We start from the raw sequence: 19,496 nt of genomic DNA on the forward strand, positions 1-19,496 counted from the left end.
CGATAACGCGCGCGCAGGCCGGTTCAGGCGGAGAGAGCGTTACTGATAGAGACCGGTGGAGAGATAGCGATCGCCACGATCGCAGGCGATCGCCACCACCACGCTGCCGGGATGCGCAGCGGCGATACGCAGTGCGCCCGCAACCGCGCCGCCAGAGCTGACGCCGCAGAAGATCCCTTCCCGTCTTGCCAGTGCGCGCATCGTCTCTTCCGCTTCCTGCTGCGACATGTCAATCACATCATCCACCAGATTAGGCCGGTAAATGCCCGGCAGATAGGCCAGCGGCCAGCGGCGAATACCCGGAATACTGCTGCCTTCGCTGGGCTGCAAACCGATTACCTGCACGCCGGTATTGTGCTCTTTCAGGTAACGCCCGACGCCGGTAATGGTGCCGGTGGTGCCCATGCTGGAGACAAAGTGGGTCATCCGCTGGTTTGACTGTTGCCACAGCTCGGGGCCGGTGGTCTGATAATGGCCCAGCGGATTGTCGGGGTTGTTGAACTGGTCAAGTACCCGACCTTCACCGCGTGCCGCCATCGCCTGCGCCAGGTCGCGTGCGCCCTCCATTCCCTGCTCGCGCGACACCAGCACCAGTTCGGCACCGTAGGCACGCATCGCATCCTGCCGTTCCTGGCTCATGTTGTCCGGCATCAGCAGGCGCATCCGATAGCCTTTCATCGCGGCGATCATCGCCAGCGCAATGCCGGTGTTGCCGCTGGTGGCTTCAATTAACTGATCGCCTGGCGTGATTTCGCCGCGCAGCTCTGCCTGATGGATCATCGACCAGGCCGCGCGATCCTTGACCGATCCCGCCGGATTATTGCCTTCCAGCTTGAGCCACACCTCACTGCCGTTAGCGGGCGTCAGGCGCTGCAACTTAATCAGCGGCGTATTGCCGATGGTATCTTCGAGAGTCGTCACGGTGTTGTTCCTGGCGTATTACAAAAAAATGGCAAAAAAAAGGCGGGAGTCACACTCCCGCCGGTGTTGATGAGAAAATATCAGGCGCTCTGAGCAAAGGCAACTGCGCGCAGCGGGGTGTCGCCCTGATAAAGACGCGCCTGCTGCAGGCCAACGAACAGGCGTTCGCCACGGATCGGCGCGGTCTGCTCGCCTTCAAAGACCAGCGAGAACGGCTCGCTCTGCCAGCCAGTGGGTTGCACCACCAGTTGCCAGAAATGGCCGCGCGGGCTGATCTCCAGTACCTGCACCGGCAGCGGCGTTTCCAGGCTGCTACGGCGTGAGACATCAATTTCCCACGGACGCAGGAACAGTTCGACCGCTCCCTGATGCGCTGAGGTATAACCCAGCGGCCAGTGATGGGCGCCAACGTGGAATTGTGAGCCCTGGATCTCGCCGTCAAAGCGATTTACTTCACCGAGGAACTCCAGCACAAAGCGGGTCGCCGGATCGCGCCACACATCGTCTGGGGTACCCACCTGTTCGATATTGCCCTGGCTCATCACCACCACGCGATCCGCCACTTCCATCGCCTCTTCCTGGTCATGGGTGACGAACACGCTGGTAAATTTAATCTCTTCATGCAGCTGACGCAGCCAGCGGCGCAGCTCTTTACGCACCTGTGCATCCAGCGCACCAAATGGCTCATCCAGCAGCAGGATTTGCGGTTCGACGGCTAAGGCACGCGCCAGCGCCACACGCTGCTTCTGACCGCCTGACAGCTGCGCCGGGAAGCGATTCGCCAGGTGCGCCAGTTGTACCATCTCCAGCAGGCGGGTGACGCGCTGCTTAATCTCGGCAGAGGACGGACGTTCCCGGCGCGGCAGCACGGTCAGACCAAAGGCGATGTTGTCGAATACCGTCATGTGACGGAACAGCGCATAGTGCTGAAAGACAAACCCGACCTGACGATCGCGCGCATGGAGGCGGCTGACATCGTTACCGTGAAAACGGATCTGACCGCTGTTCTGATGTTCCAGCCCGGCAATAATGCGCAACAGCGTAGTTTTCCCCGAACCTGACGGGCCCAGTAACGCCACCATCTCGCCCGAGGCAATATCAAGAGAGATATCGTTCAGCACCGACGTGCGACCAAAGGATTTGTTGATCTTGTTAATCTCAATGCTCATGATTTCCCTCCTGTTGCAAGCGAGTGTGCTGTTGCGCTAAGCGCCATTGCACAATGCTTTTCAGAAACAGCGTAACAATTGCCATCAGCGTCAACAGCGCGGCGGCGGTGAACGCGCCAACGGTGTTGTAATCCTGATGCAGTAATTCAATCTGAAGCGGTAAGGTATAGGTCTCACCGCGAATCGATCCCGATACCACCGAGACCGCACCAAATTCACCAATCGCGCGGGCGTTAGTCAGCACGATGCCATACAGCAGCGCCCAGCGGATATTCGGCAGCGTGACGCGACGGAACATCTGCCAGCCGGAAGCGCCTAACAGCACTGCCGCCTCATCTTCATGACTGCCCTGGCTCAGCATCACCGGCACCAGTTCACGCACCACAAACGGACAGGTGACAAATACCGTTGCCAGCACCATGCCAGGCCAGGCAAACATAATCTGAATGTTATGGGCATCCAGCCAGCCGCCCGCCGGACCGTTCACGCCCCAGAACAGCAGATACATCAGACCGGCGACCACCGGTGAGACGGCAAACGGAATATCAAACAGCGTCAGCAGCAGTTGCCGTCCGGGAAAGGTAAAGCGCGTCACCAGCCAGGCGAGCAGCGTGCCAAACACCAGGTTAACCGGCACGGTAATCAGCGCCACCATCACGGTCAGCCAGATAGCGTGCAGCATGTCAGGGTCCGCCAGGTTGCTAAGGGCGACAATCAGCCCCTGATTCAGTGCTTCCCAGAAGATCGAAGCCATCGGCACCACCAGCAGCAGTATCGACACCAGCGCGCCAATACCGATCAGCAGCCATTTGCCCCAGTTGACCGGCTGGCGGGCAGCATGATTAAGTTGCGAAACCTCTGCCATTAGTGGCCTCCCAGACGACGGCCAAAGCGGCTCTGTAATGTGTTAATCGCGAACAACAGAATCAGCGAGGCGGCCAGAATCACCGAGGCGATAGCGCTGGCTGCCGGATAATCGAACTCCTGCAGCCGGACAAAAATCATCAGCGAGGTCACTTCGGTTTTCCAGGCGATGTTGCCGGCAATGAAAATCACCGCGCCAAACTCACCCAGGCTGCGGGTAAAGGAGAGCGCCGTGCCGGCCAGCAGTGCGGGCGCGACTTCCGGCAGCACCACGCGGCGAAAGCTCTGCCACGGCGTTGCGCCGAGCGTTTCCGCGGCCTCTTCATATTCCGGGCCTAACTCCTCCAGCACCGGCTGCACGGTACGCACCACAAACGGGATGCTGGTGAACGCCATCGCAATCGCAATGCCGATCCAGGTGTAGGAAATTTTGATATCAAAATGTGCGAACCACTGTCCGTACCAGCCGTTAACTGAAAACAGTCCGGCCAGCGTCAGACCCGCCACGGCGGTCGGCAGCGCGAACGGCAGATCCATCAGGCCATCCAGCAGCGTCCGGCCAGGAAAGCGATAACGGGTCAGGATCCACGCCATCAGCATGCCGAACACGGCGTTGAACAGTGATGCGACACCCGCAGAGAGCAGCGTCACTTTATAGGCGGCAATCAGCTGTGGATTGGTGACCACATCCCAGTACTGTTGCAGCGTCATTTGCGACAGCTGCATAATCACGGCACTGACCGGCAACAGCAGAATCAGACAGGTAAACAGCAGGCTGGTGCCGAGGCTGATACCAAAGCCGGGCAATACACGTTTCTGGCTGGCTGCAAACATTATCCGCGCCCCGCCGCTAACAATTTGTCGAGCTCACCGCCGCTGACGAAGTGGGTCTGCATGACCTTATCCCAGCCGCCAAACGCCTCTTCAACCCGGAACAGCTCGGTTTGCGGGAAGCGATCCTTCTGCTCCGCCATCAGTTGCGGGTTGTTCACCCGATAGTAATAGCGGGTAATGATCGCCTGCGCGGCGGGTGTATAGAGATAGTTCAGGTAAGCGCTGGCCGCGTCGGCCGTGTTGTTATGGGCGACATTTTTATCCACCCACGCCACCGGAAACTCCGCCAGGATGTCGGTTTTCGGCACCACCACTTCATACTGATCTTTACCGTACTGATTACGGATATTGTTCACTTCCGACTCAAAGCTGATCAGCACATCGCCCAGCCCACGTTCGGCAAAGGTCGTGGTTGCGCCGCGACCGCCGGTATCGAACACTTCCACATTTTTCAGGAACTGGGTCATAAAGGCGCGGGTTTTGGCCTGATCGCCGCCATCAGCCTTGTCCGCTGCGCCCCAGGCCGCCAGATAGGTATAGCGACCGTTGCCGGACGTTTTTGGATTGGGGAAGATCAGCTTCACGTCGCTGCGGGCCAAATCAGACCAGTCATGGATCTGCTTTGGATTGCCCTTGCGCACCAGGAACGCCATGGTGGAGTAGAACGGCGAGCTGTTGTTAGGCAGGCGGCTTTTCCAGTCCGCCGCAATCAGGTTGCCTTTATCATGCAGCACCTGCACGTCAGTGACCTGATTGTAAGTCACGACATCGGCGCGCAGCCCCTGCAGGATCGCCAGTGCCTGTTTCGAGGAACCGGCATGTGACATCTTGATGGTCAGCGGATCGGCAGGATGGCTGGCATCCCACTGCTTGATGAAGGGCGCATTCAGGGCAACAAACAGCTCACGCGATACGTCGTAGGAGCTGTTAAGTAATTCAGTGGCATGGGCTGCGCCGGCAAGGCTCAGCGACAACGCGAGACCGCTCACGATTTTTTTCATCGCTTGTAATGTCATTTGGCACCCTGAAAAAGTTTGATGCGGATCTCACCCGCTGAGGCACCAGTTTATTTATAACTCTGTGAAAACCAGTAACGGTTTTATATATCGTTTGATGATTTCAAAGTCGAAAAAAGCATAAGACGGCGGCGAAGTTTATGCCGTTTTCAGCAAAAGCGGAGGCGGACGTCGCGTGACGTCCGCCAGAGGATTCAGGAGTGAGAGGGGATGACCGGCCCGCCGCCGCTAACAGCGCTGGCGCGCTTAACGTTGCCAGACGATCTTGCTGAGCTTCCAGTTTTTCAGCGTATCGTCTGACGGCATCAAACCTTCCGGTCCATGCCAGTCGCCATGATAGACATAGGTCAGATGCTGGCTGCCGGGCGCACGGCATGCCACGTCACGCGCATCGGTGCCGCTGGCTAAGGTGCAGTTGTCGAAGGCTTTACTGAATTTATTGCTGAACAGATCGCCGATTTTGCTGCCATCAGCGCTGGCAATATTGCCGTCCATCACCTCAATCCGTTCTGGCTGTGTCTGACCGTAGACCACCAGTTTAACCTCGCCCTCTTTCAGCGCCTGCCAGAAGGAAACCACTTCGCCATTGTGGCTGCGCATCCCCTGACGCAGGGTGTAATCCCCGTTCAGTCCGTCATTGATGGTGCTTTCATTCATGGCGGTCGAGGCGGTCACGCCACCCACCCCCTGCTCGGTCACGGTCAGTGAGGAACCAAACCAGTTCCACGGCAGCGCCGAAGACCAGTGATAACTCAGCGGATTCCACCAGCTTACCTGCTGGCTACGGTCAGCGCCGGAACCCGAACTGGCACAGCCGCTCAACACAACGGCGGCCATCAGTAGCGTGGTACGAACAGCTTTCATGAAAACTCCTGTTAATGCGATGCCGGAAAGGCGGAACTGATTGGAGTCGCAAAGCGGCAAAAAGTTTATTTAAGATGGTGTTCAGGCAAAAAGCAGTCGCGCAGGCGACGGTTGCTTTGCAGCCAGATTAACGCCAGCAGATCAAACAGCGTCAGCAGCAGCGGCAGTGGTGAACTGAGCAGATCGCCCTGGGCAAACTGCGCGCCCTGCCACAGTAAATTCACCAGCAGCGACAGCGCCAGCACGCTACGCCAGTGTTGCCATAGCCGCGGCCAGCGCGACCGGTAACCGGTCAGCAGCAGACCCGCCAGCGCCGGTAAGCCCAGTGCGAGGCCAGTCCAGAACGCCTGCGAGTCAGGATAAAACAGTGCCAGCAGATCGTTGCCCTGCTGACGTGAGGCCCCCGCCATCACCAGCAGCAGCCAGGTACGCGCCTGCAGCAACAGGATCAGCCAAAAAAGAAACGGCAGCCGCAGCTGCCCTTTGCCGTCATATTCATCCGGCAGATAGTCGGGTGAAGGATTAATATTCACGATCTTCAATCAGACGCTTGCCGTAGAGCAGCACATCGACCGGCTCATAATCGAGCTTCTCGTAAAACGCCACCACCTGATCGTTCTCTTCACGGATCATCAGATGCAGTTTCGGACAGCCGCGGGCAATCAGTTTCTTCTCCAGCCGGTTCATCAGCGCGTTGGCAAAACCACGGCCCTGATAATCGGGATGGACCGCCAGATAGTATGCCGCGCCGCGATGACCATCGTAACCGCCCATCAGCGTACCGACAACCACGCCGCCCACTTCAGCGACCAGGAAAAGATCGGGGTCGTGATGCATTTTACGTTCGATGTCCAGCTCCGGATCGTTCCATGGCCGTAACAAATCGCAACGTTCCCATAAGGTGATCACTTCTTCAAAATCTTCCTGCCGGAAGGCGCGGATTTCCATCTTCTTTACCTGCAACTAAGCACAATTTGCTGATTATCACGCATTCTTCGGCGCACGCAACCCTCGCCTCGCTGGCAGCAAATAAAAAACGCAATTTTTCTGTTCGCGGACTGAAATACAAAGTAATGCCCTGAAATGTTTCAGAGATCGCAGCCAGCATAGCGTTACGCTATAACATCGGCAGGATTTTTCTTAGCGGGCCTGTCCATGCAATTGCTTAAACGTTTGATTCACCGTCGTCAGTTACTGCTTTCCGGGCTGGCGCTGGCCATTTTATCGCCGCGTGCCGTTCAGGCCAAAGAGGCGTCTGCCGCGCTGCAGAACAGTACGCGTCACCCGCGCCCGGCTCCGCCAGCAAAAGGAGGTAAACGCATCGTGATGCTCGACCCTGGCCACGGCGGCATCGACTCCGGCGCGGTGGGCGAAGAGGGATCGGAAGAGAAACATATCGTGCTGGAAATTGCCGGCAATGTGCAGCGTGAGTTACAGAATCATCCGCACATTGAAGTCCGGCTGACGCGCGACAGCGACCATTTCATTCCGCTCTACCAGCGGGTTGAGATTGCCCATCAGCACGGCGCGCATCTGTTTATGTCGATCCATGCCGATGGTTTCACCAGTCCGGACGCCAATGGCGCCTCGGTCTTTGCTCTCTCTAATCGCGGCGCCAGCAGTTCGATGGCGCGTTATCTGTCGCAGCGCGAGAATGATGCCGACAAGCTGGGCGGCGAAAAGGTCCAGCAGCAGGATCACTATCTGCAGCAAATCCTGTTCGATCTGGTTCAGACCGATACCATCAAAAACAGCCTGACGCTGGGCAAGCATGTGCTGGATCAGATTCGGCCGGTGCATCATCTGCACAGTCAGCACACGGAACAGGCGGCGTTTGCGGTACTGAAGTCCCCGTCGATTCCTTCGGTGCTGGTCGAAACCTCCTTTATTACTAATCCGCGTGAAGAACAGTTGCTCGGGACTCATGCGTTTCGTCAGAAAATTGCCGCCGCCATCGCCGGTGGCATCGTTAATTACTTTGACGAATTTGATCGCCGCAATGCCTGATCCCGGCTAACCGTTCATGGCGCTGTGCCTGCCGCAGCCATGCAAGCCGCCAGATTTTGCGTATAATCGCGGCAGACTAACACTTACGATAAGCGAAGAGATGGCTGATATTTCCCGCGTAAAAGCGTTCCTGCTGGCGTTGCAGGATGAGATTTGTACCCGACTGGCGGCTGAAGATGGCGGCGCAGCCTTTGCTGAAGATAGCTGGCAGCGCCCGGGCGGCGGCGGCGGACAAAGCCGCGTGCTGCGCAACGGCGCGGTGTTTGAACAGGCGGGCGTCAACTTTTCGCACGTGCATGGCGACCAGATGCCGGCCTCAGCCACCGCGCACCGGCCAGAGCTGGCCGGCCGCAGTTTTGAAGCGATGGGCGTGTCGCTGGTGATCCATCCGCATAATCCCTACGTGCCCACCAGCCATGCCAACGTGCGTTTCTTTATTGCAGAGAAACCGGGTGCCGATCCGGTATGGTGGTTTGGCGGCGGCTTTGACCTGACGCCGTTCTACGGCTTCGAAGAGGATGCGCTGCACTGGCATCAGACCGCGTTCGATCTCTGTCAGCCGTTCGGCGACGATATCTATCCACGCTATAAAAAGTGGTGCGACGACTACTTTTACCTGAAGCATCGTGATGAGCAGCGCGGCATTGGCGGCCTGTTTTTTGACGACCTGAATACGCCCGACTTTGAACAGTGCTTCCGCTTTATGCAGGCGGTGGGCCGCGGCTTTATCGACGCCTATCAGCCGATTGTGGCACGGCGTAAAGATCATCCGTGGGGCGATCGGGAACGGCAGTTCCAGCTCTATCGTCGCGGCCGCTACGTGGAGTTCAATCTGGTGTGGGATCGCGGCACGCTGTTTGGCCTGCAGACCGGTGGCCGGACCGAATCGATCCTGATGTCGATGCCGCCGCTGGTGCGCTGGGAATATGCTTATCAGCCGGCAGAAGACTCCCCTGAAGCGGCGCTCTACCGTGATTTCCTGCCGGTGAAGAACTGGCTGAACCTGCCCTCATAATCCCCGCTTCCGCCGCGTGGCTCTGCGCCCGCGCGGCGGTTTCACCGCCCTTCTCCGCCTCTACCCCTTCTGATACGGCACGGATTGCTACAGTGTTGCCTGCGTCATTTATCCTGGCTGCTATGCTTAAGGGTGGAATATGGCGCACCCCACGGTTAACACCGCATGACGGCTCCTTCGCACCGCCTCGCAGAGCAACAATCAGAGAAACCGCATTTTCATCCGAAAGTGTCTGTTGCAATGTTATGGGTTCGCGTTCCCGGTAGCAAAGCACGCCATAGATTGGCTCCGAGGCCTGAGGTGCTCCCTTTTCGCTTTCATGTTTTCTTTTCAAGGAGTGTAGAAATGAACCAGCTAGAAGCCCTGAAACAGTTCACCACCGTGGTGGCGGACAGTGGTGATATTGAATCGATTCGTAATTACCACCCGGAAGACGCCACCACCAACCCGTCGCTGATCCTCAAAGCCTCCAGTCTTGATGCCTATAAACACCTGATCGATGATGCGATTGACTACGCCAAAAAACAGGGCGGCAGCAAAGAGACGCAGATCATCAACGCCAGTGACAAAGTGGCGATTAACCTCGGTATGGAGATTCTGAAAAGCGTACCGGGCCGTGTTTCGACCGAAGTGGATGCGCGCCTCTCTTTCGATCGTGGCATGTGTGTGACCAAAGCAGAGAAACTGGTTCGCCTGTATGAAGAGCACGGTATCGATCGCTCACGTATTCTGATCAAACTGGCCTCCACCTGGGAAGGCATCCGCGCGGCGGAAGAGCTGGAGAAGAATGGCATCAACTGTAACCTGACGCTGCTGTTCTCCTTTGCCCAGGCGCGGGCCTGTGCCGAGGCGGGCGTATTCCTGATCTCGCCGTTTGTTGGCCGTATTTATGACTGGTACAACAGCCGCAAACCAATGGACCCCTATGTGGTCGATGAAGATCCGGGCGTGAAATCCGTTCGTCGCATCTACGACTACTACAAAAAGCATCGCTACAGCACCATCATCATGGGCGCCAGCTTCCGTAAAGTGGAGCAGATTGTGGCGCTGGCCGGCTGCGACCGCCTGACCATTTCGCCTAACCTGCTGGAAGAGTTGCAGAACAGCGATGCGCCGCTGGAGCGTAAACTGGAGCCGTCAACCGAAGGCTTCCATCAGCCGTCGCCGCTCTCTGAGGCTGAGTTCCGCTGGGAACATAATCAGGACCCGATGGCGGTGGAAAAACTTTCTGACGGTATCCGTCAGTTCGCGGTTGACCAGCAGAAGCTGGAAGATGTGCTGGCCGCACGCCTGTAGTGTTCAATTTTAGTCGGGCGGGAATTTCCCGCCCTGATTCTTAACAAGGGAGAACTTTATGTCCTCACGCAGAGAGTTGGCAAACGCGATTCGTGCACTGAGTATGGATGCGGTACAGAAAGCAAACTCAGGTCACCCCGGTGCGCCTATGGGCATGGCAGATATCGCAGAAGTGCTCTGGCGCGACTTCCTCAAGCACAATCCGACCAACCCCGCCTGGCTTGACCGCGACCGCTTTATCCTCTCCAACGGCCACGGTTCGATGCTGCTTTACAGCCTGCTGCACCTGACCGGTTATGACCTGCCGATTGAAGAGCTGAAAAACTTCCGTCAGCTGCATTCGAAAACGCCGGGCCACCCGGAGATCGGCTACACCCCTGGCGTTGAAACCACCACTGGCCCGCTGGGTCAGGGACTGGCAAACGCGGTTGGCTTAGCGATTGCTGAACGCACGCTGGCGGCGCAGTTTAACCGTCCGGATCACGACATCGTTGACCACTTCACCTATGTCTTCATGGGCGATGGCTGTCTGATGGAAGGGATTTCGCACGAAGTCTGTTCGCTGGCCGGTACCCTTGGCCTCGGCAAACTGATCGGCTTCTACGATCACAATGGCATTTCCATTGATGGCGAAACCGAAGGCTGGTTTACCGACGACACCCATAAACGCTTTGAATCTTACAACTGGCATGTGATTGGCGACATCGACGGACACGATCCGGAAGCCGTCAGCCAGGCGATTAAAGAGGCACAGAGCGTCACAGATAAGCCGTCACTGATTATCTGCCGCACCATTATCGGTTTCGGTTCGCCGAACAAAGCCGGTAAAGAGGAGTCGCACGGCGCGGCGCTGGGTGAGGAAGAAGTGGCGCTGACGCGTAAGCAGCTCGGCTGGAACTATCCGCCGTTTGAAATCCCGGCCGATATTTATCAGCAGTGGGATGCGAAAGCAGCCGGTGCGGAGCGCGAAAAAGCCTGGGATGCGAAATTTGCCGCCTATAAGCAGGCCTATCCTGAGCTGGCGCTGGAGTATGAGCGCCGGATGAATGGCGAAATGCCGTCGGCCTGGGAAGCAGAAGCCACCAAATTCATCAATGACCTGCAGGCTAATCCACAGAAAATTGCCAGCCGTAAAGCATCGCAAAATTCGCTGGAAGCCTACGGCAAGTTACTGCCTGAGTTCCTCGGCGGTTCCGCTGATTTGGCGCCGAGTAACCTGACCATCTGGTCCGGCTCGAAGTCGATTAAAGACGATCCGGCCGGTAACTACATTCACTACGGCGTGCGTGAGTTCGGTATGACGGCGATTGGTAACGGGATCGCGCACCACGGCGGTTTTGTCCCTTACACCGCAACCTTCCTGATGTTTGTTGAGTACGCACGTAACGCGGCGCGTATGGCGGCCCTGATGAAGGCGCGGCAGATTCTGGTCTACACCCATGACTCGATTGGTCTGGGCGAAGATGGCCCGACGCACCAGCCGGTTGAGCAGATCGCCAGCCTGCGCCTGACGCCGAACATGAGCGTCTGGCGTCCGTGCGATCAGGTCGAGACAGCGGTGGCATGGAAAGCGGCGGTAGAGCGCCATCACGGCCCGACGGCGCTGATCCTGTCACGTCAGAACCTGCTGCAACCAGAGCGCACGCCAGAGCAGATTGAGAACATCAAGCGCGGCGGTTATGTGCTGAAAGATTGTGACGGTACGCCAGAGGTGATTCTGATTGCTACCGGTTCGGAGATTGAGATCACCCTGGGCGCCGCGGAGAAGCTGACCACCGGCGGCCATAAAGTGCGGGTTGTCTCACTGCCGTCGACCGATCTGTTCGATGCGCAGGATGCTGCCTACCGTGAATCGGTGCTGCCGAGCGGCGTGAAAGCGCGCGTGGCGGTTGAAGCCGGTATCGCCGATTACTGGTTCAAGTATGTCGGCCTGGATGGTGCGATTGTCGGAATGACCACCTTCGGTGAATCAGCACCGGCCGGTAAGTTGTTCCCTGAGTTTGGCTTCACGATTGAAAACATCGTCAGCCACGCTGAAGCATTACTCAAGCCAGTTTAATGCTTTTGCCCTTCCCGCGCTTGCGGGAAGGGCCATTTCTGCTCATAGCCTGAAACAGAAAAAAATCTCTTTTCCCCTCTTCACGCCTCGCGCAAACTGATTACTATAGACCCGTCATACTTTACGCTGCCTGTACGCTGGCCGCCCGCCTCTTCCTGTCTGTGGTCTGACGGAATGATACGGTTCGCTGCCTGCCAAAGGTTGAAGATTAAGGCAGCATTTTTCTCCGTTTCTATAGCGAAGCCCTCTCCGTTGAACATGCGCACATCTTATTTACTGGCCTTGATGGTTTCTCTGCTTCCATTAAAAAGCATGGCGCAGGTCGCGCCCGATCCGCTGCTGGCGTCACAGATTGTCGATCGCTATGCAGAACATATCTTCTACGGCAGCGGCGCGACCGGTATGGCACTGGTGGCGATTGATGGTAATCAGCGCGTTTTCGCCAGCTTTGGTGAAACCCGGCCAGGCAACAATGTGCGACCGCAGAAGGATTCGCTGATTCGTATTGCTTCACTCAGTAAGCTGATGACCAGCGAGGTGATGGTGAAGCTGGCGGAGCGCGGGCAGATTCGCCTTGACGATCCGCTGAGTAAATATGCGCCACCGGGCGCCCGGGTGCCGAGCTTCAACGGCCAGCCGATTCGGCTGATTAACCTCTCGACCCACACCAGCGGTCTGCCGCGTGAGCAGCCGGGCGGTAAACCGCATCGTCCGGTGTTTGTCTGGCCAACACGCGGCGAGCGCTGGGATTGGCTGTCGCGCGCCCAGCTTAAAGCCGCGCCGGGCAGCAATGCCGCCTATTCCAACCTGGGTTACGATCTGCTGAGCGATGCCTTAGCGCGGGCAGCCGGCACGCCTTATCCGGCGCTGTTCCAGCAGCTGATTACCCGGCCGCTCGGCATGAAAGATACCACTTTTACCCCGTCGCCCGAGCAGTGCGGCCGCCTGATGGTCGCCGAGAAAGGGGCCAGCCCTTGCAACAATACCCTGGCGGCGATTGGCAGCGGTGGCGTCTACTCCACGCCAGATGACATGGGCCGCTGGATGCAGCAGTTCCTTAACTCATCCGTGAACCATCGCACGCCTCAGATCGATCGTCTGCAGACGCTGATTTATCGTCGTGACCAGTTACACAAAGTCGAAGGCATGGATGTGCCGGGCAAAGCCGACGCGCTGGGAATGGGCTGGGTCTATATGGGACCCAAAGAGGGACGTCCCGGCATTATTCAGAAAACCGGCGGCGGCGGCGGCTTCATTACCTATATGGCGATGGTGCCGCAGCATAACGTCGGGGTTTTTGTGGTGGTTACCCGTTCACCGCTCACCCGCTTCACGCCGATGAGCGATGGCGTTAACAATATGCTGGCCGAACTGGTGGGGAATCAGCTCGGATCACCGATGATGGTGCAGGCGATTCGTTAACGCTGTTGTACTGCTGCCGCGGACTGGCTTACCCACAGGGTGGGCCAGTCATCGCTGCTGTGCCAGGCATCACAGGTCGATTCTTCAGCATACTCCGCCAGTACAAACCGCGTCCCGTCGAACTGCCAGCGTGTCGCTCTGCCGCAATCTCCCAGTCCGCGCCCTTTGCCGAAAGTATAGAGCTGTCCGGTGGCCGCATCATACTCGGCATTAATCAGATCAAGCTGCCGTTCGCTGCCGCCAGGTGGAGTAAACGGCAGGGTCAGCGTCACGCCGCGCGCCACATAGGGCTGGCTGCGTGTCACCTCAAACGCCAGATCGATGACGTTATACGCACCCATTTCACAACTCACCAGCAGCAGCGCTTTCTGATCGGTCAGTGGCGCGACGCTCACTTCGCGCCGCATCGGGTCCAGCGAGCAGGAGTCGGTATTAATTCGCCAGGTGCCGTAGTCGATCAGGCCGCTGGTCTCTTCGCGGGTCAGGGCTGCGGGCGGTGGCGGCGCTGGCGGTAACTGCGGCAGGGATGGCGACGGCGGGACATCCCAGCTGGCACGATCGCCGCGCTTAACCCAGGCGCTCATGCCGTTTACCCTGCCCTGCACGTCATCCATCAGCAGCAGGGCCGCTTTCATGCCGCGGAGTGAGATCAGCGCATTGGGATCGTAAGTGAGCTGCACGGTTTTGGCGTCCAGCACCAGATCAAGAAACTCATCGATGGCGATGGCGTTGCTGGTGGCGAGATGATGGGGTTCCACCGTCCAGTGTTTCAGATCGGGTTTCAGGCGGCGCTGATCGAGTAACAGATTATCCTGCAGCGGCCCGCCCGGCAGATCGCCGCTGTAGGCGCTGCCATAGTCAATACGCAACAGCGGACGGTCATTGACGCCCGCATGGCGCGAAATCGTCATTACCAGTCCTTTGTCACCCGGAATATTGCGTGCCACGCAGAATGCCGCGTTGTTGCAGGTCATTTGCCAGTCGTTAAATGACTTCTGCAACGGATCGGCCTGCACAGAGGCAACCCATAGCGAAGACGACAGCCACAGCGATTTCATCCAATACGACATTAAGAAAATCGATCCCCGAATACTCAGAGTGGAGATGATAGCGCATCAACGGGCCCGTTGATGGCCGCATTCTGTGAACCCGTCCAGAAAGCGCGGTTAACTGCTTAAAAAGCGTGCATGATTGGATCGAAAGCCACGCATCGGCTGTTGGCACTCAGGATAAAACTGGATCGATGACCGGCGTGCGTCAGGGTGTTAACCAGCCCGCTAACTGTGCATGCTGTAACAGCATCACGGTTTTGCCATCGCAGATGCGGCCATCTTTAATCATCGCCAGCGCCTCCGGGAATCCGATCTCCAGCACCTCGATCGACTCATCTTCAATGCCACCGCCCGCATTGTCACGCAACGATTCATTATATTCGGCGGCGAAGAAATGGATCAGCTCGGTAACGCCGCCCGGCGACATATAGCAGGTATAGAGTTTTTCTACCTCACCGACCGCGTAGCCGGTCTCTTCAATCGCCTCTTTGCGAATACAATCTTCCGGGGAATCGTCGTCGAGTAACCCGGCACAGGCTTCGATTAACATGCCGTCCTGATTACCGTTGACCCAGGTGGCGATGCGGAACTGACGCGTCAGCACCACACTGTTCTTTTCGCGGTTATAGAGCAGGATAGTCGCCCCGTTTCCGCGATCGTAGACTTCGCGTTTATGGCGAATCACCCGCTCACGCTGGTCGGTGATGTCATAGGTGACGTTGCGTAGCACAAACCAGTTTTCAGACAGCAACTTATCTTTGATGATATTGATCTTAAACGACATGCTTGCTCCGCTACGGCATAAAGGGAGTCTGCCATCATAGGATGAAGCTGGCGGGAAAACTATCTGAATTCGCCCGTCGGGGTGGCTGGCGAACGGCAATAAAAAAGCCAGCACGCAGGCTGGCTTCTTTATAACAGGCAGAGATTAACGCGGGCTTTCGTCAGCCAGCCGGACTGGCTTCGCCTCTTCTTCATGGTGATCGTGTTCGGTTTCGGCGATAGCGCTGACGCGCTTACGGACGCCAAACCAGCCCAGCACCAGAATCACCGCGATCAGCGGAATAGAAGCGATGGTGTAGGTGCCGTTCGGGTAATCAAACGCCATCAGCACCAGCACGCTGAACAGGAACAGCAGCGTCAGCCATGAGGTAAACGGCGCGCCTGGCAGCTTAAAGCTGACGTCATCCGCTTTGCCTTCTTTGATTGCTTTACGCAGGCGCAGTTGGCAGACCACGATAAAGGCCCAGGAGGAGATAATCCCCAGCGACGCAACGTTCAGCACAATCTCAAACACCTGAGACGGCACATAGTAGTTCAGCACCACGCCAATCACATAAACGCCGATGGTGACCAGAATGCCGGCATAAGGCACCTGCTGACCGTTCATCTTAGACATGAATTTCGGCGCCGATCCGCCCATCGACATGGAGCGCAGAATACGTCCCGTCGAGTAGAGGCCGGAGTTGAGGCTGGAGAGCGCCGCGCTCAGCACCACGATATTCATGATGCTGCCAATATAGGGCACGCCCAGTTTCGAGAAGAAGGTCACAAACGGACTCTGACCCGCCTGATAGGCGTTCCACGGCAGCAGCAATACCAGCAGCACGACTGAGCCGACATAGAACAGGCCAATACGCCAGATCACACTGTTGATCGCTTTTGGCAGCATGGTTTTCGGGTCTTTACACTCGCCTGCCGCCGTACCGACTAATTCAATCGAGGCGAAGGCAAAGACCACACCCTGAATCAGCACCAGCGCGGGCAGTAAGCCATGCGGGAACAGGCCGCCATTGTCGCTGATCAGATGGAAACCGGTGCTGTTGCCATCCAGCGGTTTGCCGGTGCCAAGAAACACCACGCCCACCACCAGAAACAGCACAATCGCCAGCACTTTGACCAGCGCGAACCAGAACTCCATTTCGGCGAACCACTTCACGCCGATCATGTTCATGGTACCCACAATCGCCAGCGCGCCCAGCGCAAAGACCCACTGCGGGACATCACCAAACGCGCCCCAGTAGTGCATGTAGAGCGCAACGGCGGTGATGTCGACGATACCGGTCATCGCCCAGTTGACGAAATACATCCAGCCGGCGACGTAGGAGGCTTTTTCACCGAGGAACTCACGGGCATAAGAGACGAAGCTGCCGCTGCTGGGGCGATGTAACACCAGTTCGCCTAATGCGCGCAGGATAAAGAATGAGAAGATGCCACACACCAGGTAGATAATGGCCAGTGCCGGGCCAGCGGCCTGCAGGCGGCCACCGGCACCAAGGAACAGGCCGGTACCAATGGCGCCGCCGATAGCGATCATCTGAACGTGACGGTTGCCCATCGCCTTCTGGTAGCCGCTGTCGTGCGAATTCAGCCAGCGTCTTTTTGCAGCGCGCATCTCGGCCGCAGATTTTTTATTCGATTTCATAGCTTTCCTGTTTGTCCTGACCATCATTCGCAGTACATCCAAACGATTGCGTTATGCCATGCGAAATGGGGTATTTTCCTCTGTGCGTCTGCCTGTGAGTTAGCGAAAGCAGCGCGGGAATTAACGGCGATGAATCCTACCCGTTCTGCAAGAACGAAGCAAAATATAGTGGGTAACTGCACAGGTTGATTTGTAAGAATCGGTACTGATGCACAAAAACAAAAAAACCGGCCTCAAACGGGCCGGTAAAAGCTACAGGGATGGAAACAGGAGGGTCGGTTTAGCGGTAGATCTCAGCGGTGCCGGTCCAGAGACTGGAGTCGCCTGGGTTATCAACACCGATTACGCGATAGTGGCTGGCGCCCATCTCTTCAGCCTTTTGCGACAGCTGGCGACTGGCATCATCCAGCGAGCCACGTACATTCGATACCGAAACGCTACCGATGCTCTGCATACTTTGCGCCTGTTCACGATCAACCGGCTGCGCGGCGAAGGTCGAAAATGAGGCGGTGGCTAACAGGGCACCAGCCAGAACTGCATTCAGTTTTTTCATCGGATGCTCCATAAATGTGATCTGCAACGTCGTTAATGACTGGATGAATTATTAACGCTGCAATGAAAGGCAACATAGGATCAATGTAAAGGTGATTATTTTTTAACCCGGGTTGTGCACGTTATCCTGGGAAGGGTCAGCTGCGGTGATTTTATGTACTTTATGTAACGGGTTGTGCAACAAACAGTGTATTGGGACTTTGCGTGGCGTCACCGCTCTCTTATAATCCCGCACTCCTTACAGGGCTATTCATGTGATTGTTAAACGTTCCGTTACCCGCAGCATTGCACAGGCGCTCAGCGCCATCGTCCTGCTGTCACTGCTCACCACCGGTCTGGCGCTGGTCACGCTTTTCAGCAGTCAGCGCGATGCCGAGGCGATCAATCTGGCTGGCTCACTGCGAATGCAGAGCTACCGTATGGCCTGGGATGCCAGCCGACAGCCGCAGCAGCTGGCTGAGCACCTGGTGCTGTTCCAGCAAACGCTTGATGCACCGGTACTGCAAAAGCTGGATCGTCCCTGGGTACCGCGCGAGGTGAAAATTCTCTACCAGCGGTTGCGTGCGGTCTGGCCGTCGCTGCAGCAGCGGCTGGAACAGGGTGATACCCTGGCTTATCAGCAACAGGTGCCGCTCTATGTCGGCGAGATCGATCGCTTCGTGCTGGGGCTGCAGCGCTATACCGAACTGAAAATGCATCTGGTGGCGGCGAGTAGCCTGGCGGGCGTGATTGCGATTGTCGCGCTGGCGCTGATGACGATTCGTTTCACCCGACAGCAGGTGGTGCGCCCGCTTAACGCGCTGGTCACCGCCAGTCGCTATGTTGAGAGCGGCAATTTTAATTTTCCGCCGCTGCACGTAGCGCAGCAGAACGAGCTCAAGGTGCTGTCGCACACCTTCAGCGGCATGGCGACACGTCTGCATTCGCACTATCAGTTACTGGAAAGTACGGTGCGTGCCAAAACCGAAGATCTCACCCAGGCGAACCGCACGCTGTCGCTGCTGTATGACAGCTCGCAAATGCTGACCGCCAGCCCGCTGCATCCGGCGCTGTTTGAAGCGGTGCTGGATAACGTTCTGACCCGCGAGAAACTCACGGCGATTCGGCTCGACAGCGACCGTTTTCAGTTTCGCGCCGGTGAAGAGGATGCGGCAGCAGACTGGCGACGGTTACCGCTGCATCAGGACGACCAGCAGCCAGGTGAATTGCGCTGGCAGGCGCACGCCTCTTCGCCGCCGGAGGAGTTGATGCGCAGCCTGGCAGCGATGCTGGGACGCGCCATCTGGATCTGGCAGGCGCAGAAGCAGTATCAGCAGATGCTGCTAATTGAGGAGCGCACCACCATCGCTCGCGAACTGCACGATTCGCTGGCGCAGTCGCTCTCATTTTTACGCATACAGCTCACGCTGCTGCGGCGCACCGTCGATAAATCTGACCAGGCCGCACACGGTATCATTGCTGACTTTGATCAGGCGCTGGCGGATGCCTATCGCCAGTTACGCGAACTGCTGACCACCTTCCGCCTGACCATTGAACAGGCGGATCTGGTGGCGGCGATGCAGGCGATGATCGCCTCGCTACAGGAACAGGTCGGGGCGAAAATTGACTTTAACTATCAGCCGGGGCTGGAGAGCCTGGAAGCCCAGCAGCAGGTGCATGTGTTACAGATCGCGCGGGAAGCGTTGCTGAACGCGATTCGTCACGCCAGCGCACAGCGCATTACTATTGATTATCAGCGCACCGAACAAGGTGAGCACTTACTGACTATTACCGATGATGGCGTCGGCATCAGCAGCACCGACGAGCCGCCTGGCCACTATGGACTGACCATTATGGCGGAACGCGCGCAGCGATTAAGCGGCAATCTGAGCATCAGCGTTCTGCCTCGCGGCACCCAGGTGGCGCTGCGTTTTCCACCACGTCCGACGCGTCAGTTCGAATAACGTTCTGAAGCGGATTAACTCTGTAGATGTGCCATCGCCAGACACCTTCTGGCCACT

At 57.3% G+C, this 19,496-nt stretch carries 18 protein-coding genes; 6 read left to right on the forward strand and 12 right to left on the reverse strand.

Features of this window, described 5'->3' with window-relative positions:
- Positions 1–39: 39 nt before the first annotated feature.
- The 8 genes from cysM to ACX3P5_RS13155 form a co-directional block, all read right to left on the reverse strand.
- Positions 40–921, reverse strand: coding sequence for a cysteine synthase CysM (gene cysM, locus ACX3P5_RS13120; RefSeq protein ID WP_233987443.1), 882 nt, complete (start codon positions 919–921; stop codon positions 40–42).
- An 80-nt stretch (positions 922–1,001) separates the two neighbouring features.
- Complete coding sequence (gene cysA, locus ACX3P5_RS13125) at positions 1,002–2,090, reverse strand: sulfate/thiosulfate ABC transporter ATP-binding protein CysA (RefSeq protein ID WP_233987442.1); 1,089 nt, start codon at positions 2,088–2,090, stop codon at positions 1,002–1,004.
- Positions 2,080–2,955 carry a sulfate/thiosulfate ABC transporter permease CysW gene (gene cysW / locus ACX3P5_RS13130; protein WP_233987441.1) on the reverse strand — a complete coding sequence of 292 codons (876 nt, stop codon included), beginning with the start codon at positions 2,953–2,955 and terminating at the stop codon, positions 2,080–2,082. Before cysW ends, cysA begins: the two co-directional genes overlap by 11 nt.
- Positions 2,955–3,788: a sulfate/thiosulfate ABC transporter permease CysT gene (gene cysT, locus ACX3P5_RS13135; RefSeq protein WP_233987440.1), complete on the reverse strand. Its 834-nt coding sequence runs from the start codon at positions 3,786–3,788 to the stop codon at positions 2,955–2,957. Before cysT ends, cysW begins: the two co-directional genes overlap by 1 nt.
- Positions 3,788–4,804 carry a sulfate ABC transporter substrate-binding protein gene (locus tag ACX3P5_RS13140; RefSeq protein ID WP_293003029.1) on the reverse strand — a complete coding sequence of 339 codons (1,017 nt, stop codon included), beginning with the start codon at positions 4,802–4,804 and terminating at the stop codon, positions 3,788–3,790. Before ACX3P5_RS13140 ends, cysT begins: the two co-directional genes overlap by 1 nt.
- Before the next feature lie 246 nt (positions 4,805–5,050).
- Positions 5,051–5,668 (reverse strand): RpoE-regulated lipoprotein, encoded by a 618-nt coding sequence (locus tag ACX3P5_RS13145; RefSeq protein ID WP_458968811.1) that lies wholly within the window; start codon positions 5,666–5,668, stop codon positions 5,051–5,053.
- A gap of 65 nt (positions 5,669–5,733) precedes the next feature.
- Positions 5,734–6,201, reverse strand: coding sequence for a DUF2919 family protein (locus tag ACX3P5_RS13150; protein ID WP_233987437.1), 468 nt, complete (start codon positions 6,199–6,201; stop codon positions 5,734–5,736).
- Positions 6,191–6,616, reverse strand: a complete 426-nt coding sequence (locus ACX3P5_RS13155; protein ID WP_233987436.1) for a GNAT family acetyltransferase — start codon at positions 6,614–6,616, stop codon at positions 6,191–6,193. The genes ACX3P5_RS13150 and ACX3P5_RS13155 overlap by 11 nt, the downstream gene beginning before the upstream one ends.
- Positions 6,617–6,823: 207 nt before the next feature.
- Between ACX3P5_RS13155 and amiA the strand changes: the two genes are divergently transcribed.
- From amiA to ampH, 5 genes are all read left to right on the forward strand, one after another.
- On the forward strand, positions 6,824–7,675 hold the full coding sequence (amiA, locus tag ACX3P5_RS13160) for an N-acetylmuramoyl-L-alanine amidase AmiA (protein ID WP_233987435.1): 852 nt from the start codon (positions 6,824–6,826) through the stop codon (positions 7,673–7,675).
- Positions 7,676–7,775: 100 nt separating this feature from the next.
- Positions 7,776–8,690 (forward strand): oxygen-dependent coproporphyrinogen oxidase, encoded by a 915-nt coding sequence (gene hemF, locus ACX3P5_RS13165; RefSeq protein ID WP_233987434.1) that lies wholly within the window; start codon positions 7,776–7,778, stop codon positions 8,688–8,690.
- A gap of 345 nt (positions 8,691–9,035) precedes the next feature.
- Positions 9,036–9,986 (forward strand): transaldolase, encoded by a 951-nt coding sequence (gene tal, locus ACX3P5_RS13170; protein ID WP_031375846.1) that lies wholly within the window; start codon positions 9,036–9,038, stop codon positions 9,984–9,986.
- 58 nt (positions 9,987–10,044) lie between these two features.
- Positions 10,045–12,045, forward strand: coding sequence for a transketolase (tkt, locus tag ACX3P5_RS13175; protein WP_458968812.1), 2,001 nt, complete (start codon positions 10,045–10,047; stop codon positions 12,043–12,045).
- Positions 12,046–12,303: 258 nt separating this feature from the next.
- Complete coding sequence (ampH, locus tag ACX3P5_RS13180) at positions 12,304–13,467, forward strand: D-alanyl-D-alanine-carboxypeptidase/endopeptidase AmpH (RefSeq protein ID WP_233987432.1); 1,164 nt, start codon at positions 12,304–12,306, stop codon at positions 13,465–13,467.
- Here the strand turns inward: ampH and ACX3P5_RS13185 are convergent.
- From ACX3P5_RS13185 to ACX3P5_RS13200, 4 genes are all read right to left on the reverse strand, one after another.
- Positions 13,464–14,537 carry a DUF1176 domain-containing protein gene (locus tag ACX3P5_RS13185; protein ID WP_233987431.1) on the reverse strand — a complete coding sequence of 358 codons (1,074 nt, stop codon included), beginning with the start codon at positions 14,535–14,537 and terminating at the stop codon, positions 13,464–13,466. The genes ampH and ACX3P5_RS13185 overlap by 4 nt on opposite strands.
- A 187-nt stretch (positions 14,538–14,724) precedes the next feature.
- Positions 14,725–15,303 carry a GDP-mannose pyrophosphatase NudK gene (gene nudK / locus ACX3P5_RS13190; protein ID WP_233987430.1) on the reverse strand — a complete coding sequence of 193 codons (579 nt, stop codon included), beginning with the start codon at positions 15,301–15,303 and terminating at the stop codon, positions 14,725–14,727.
- Positions 15,304–15,447: 144 nt separating this feature from the next.
- On the reverse strand, positions 15,448–16,944 hold the full coding sequence (ansP, locus tag ACX3P5_RS13195; RefSeq protein ID WP_233987429.1) for an L-asparagine permease: 1,497 nt from the start codon (positions 16,942–16,944) through the stop codon (positions 15,448–15,450).
- Positions 16,945–17,224: 280 nt separating this feature from the next.
- Positions 17,225–17,497: a YdgH/BhsA/McbA-like domain containing protein gene (locus ACX3P5_RS13200; protein WP_233987428.1), complete on the reverse strand. Its 273-nt coding sequence runs from the start codon at positions 17,495–17,497 to the stop codon at positions 17,225–17,227.
- 253 nt (positions 17,498–17,750) lie between these two features.
- Between ACX3P5_RS13200 and narQ the strand changes: the two genes are divergently transcribed.
- On the forward strand, positions 17,751–19,439 hold the full coding sequence (narQ, locus tag ACX3P5_RS13205; protein ID WP_233987427.1) for a nitrate/nitrite two-component system sensor histidine kinase NarQ: 1,689 nt from the start codon (positions 17,751–17,753) through the stop codon (positions 19,437–19,439).
- Positions 19,440–19,496: the final 57 nt, after the last annotated feature.

The sequence above is a fragment of the Pantoea sp. S-LA4 genome (genome assembly GCF_054482835.1).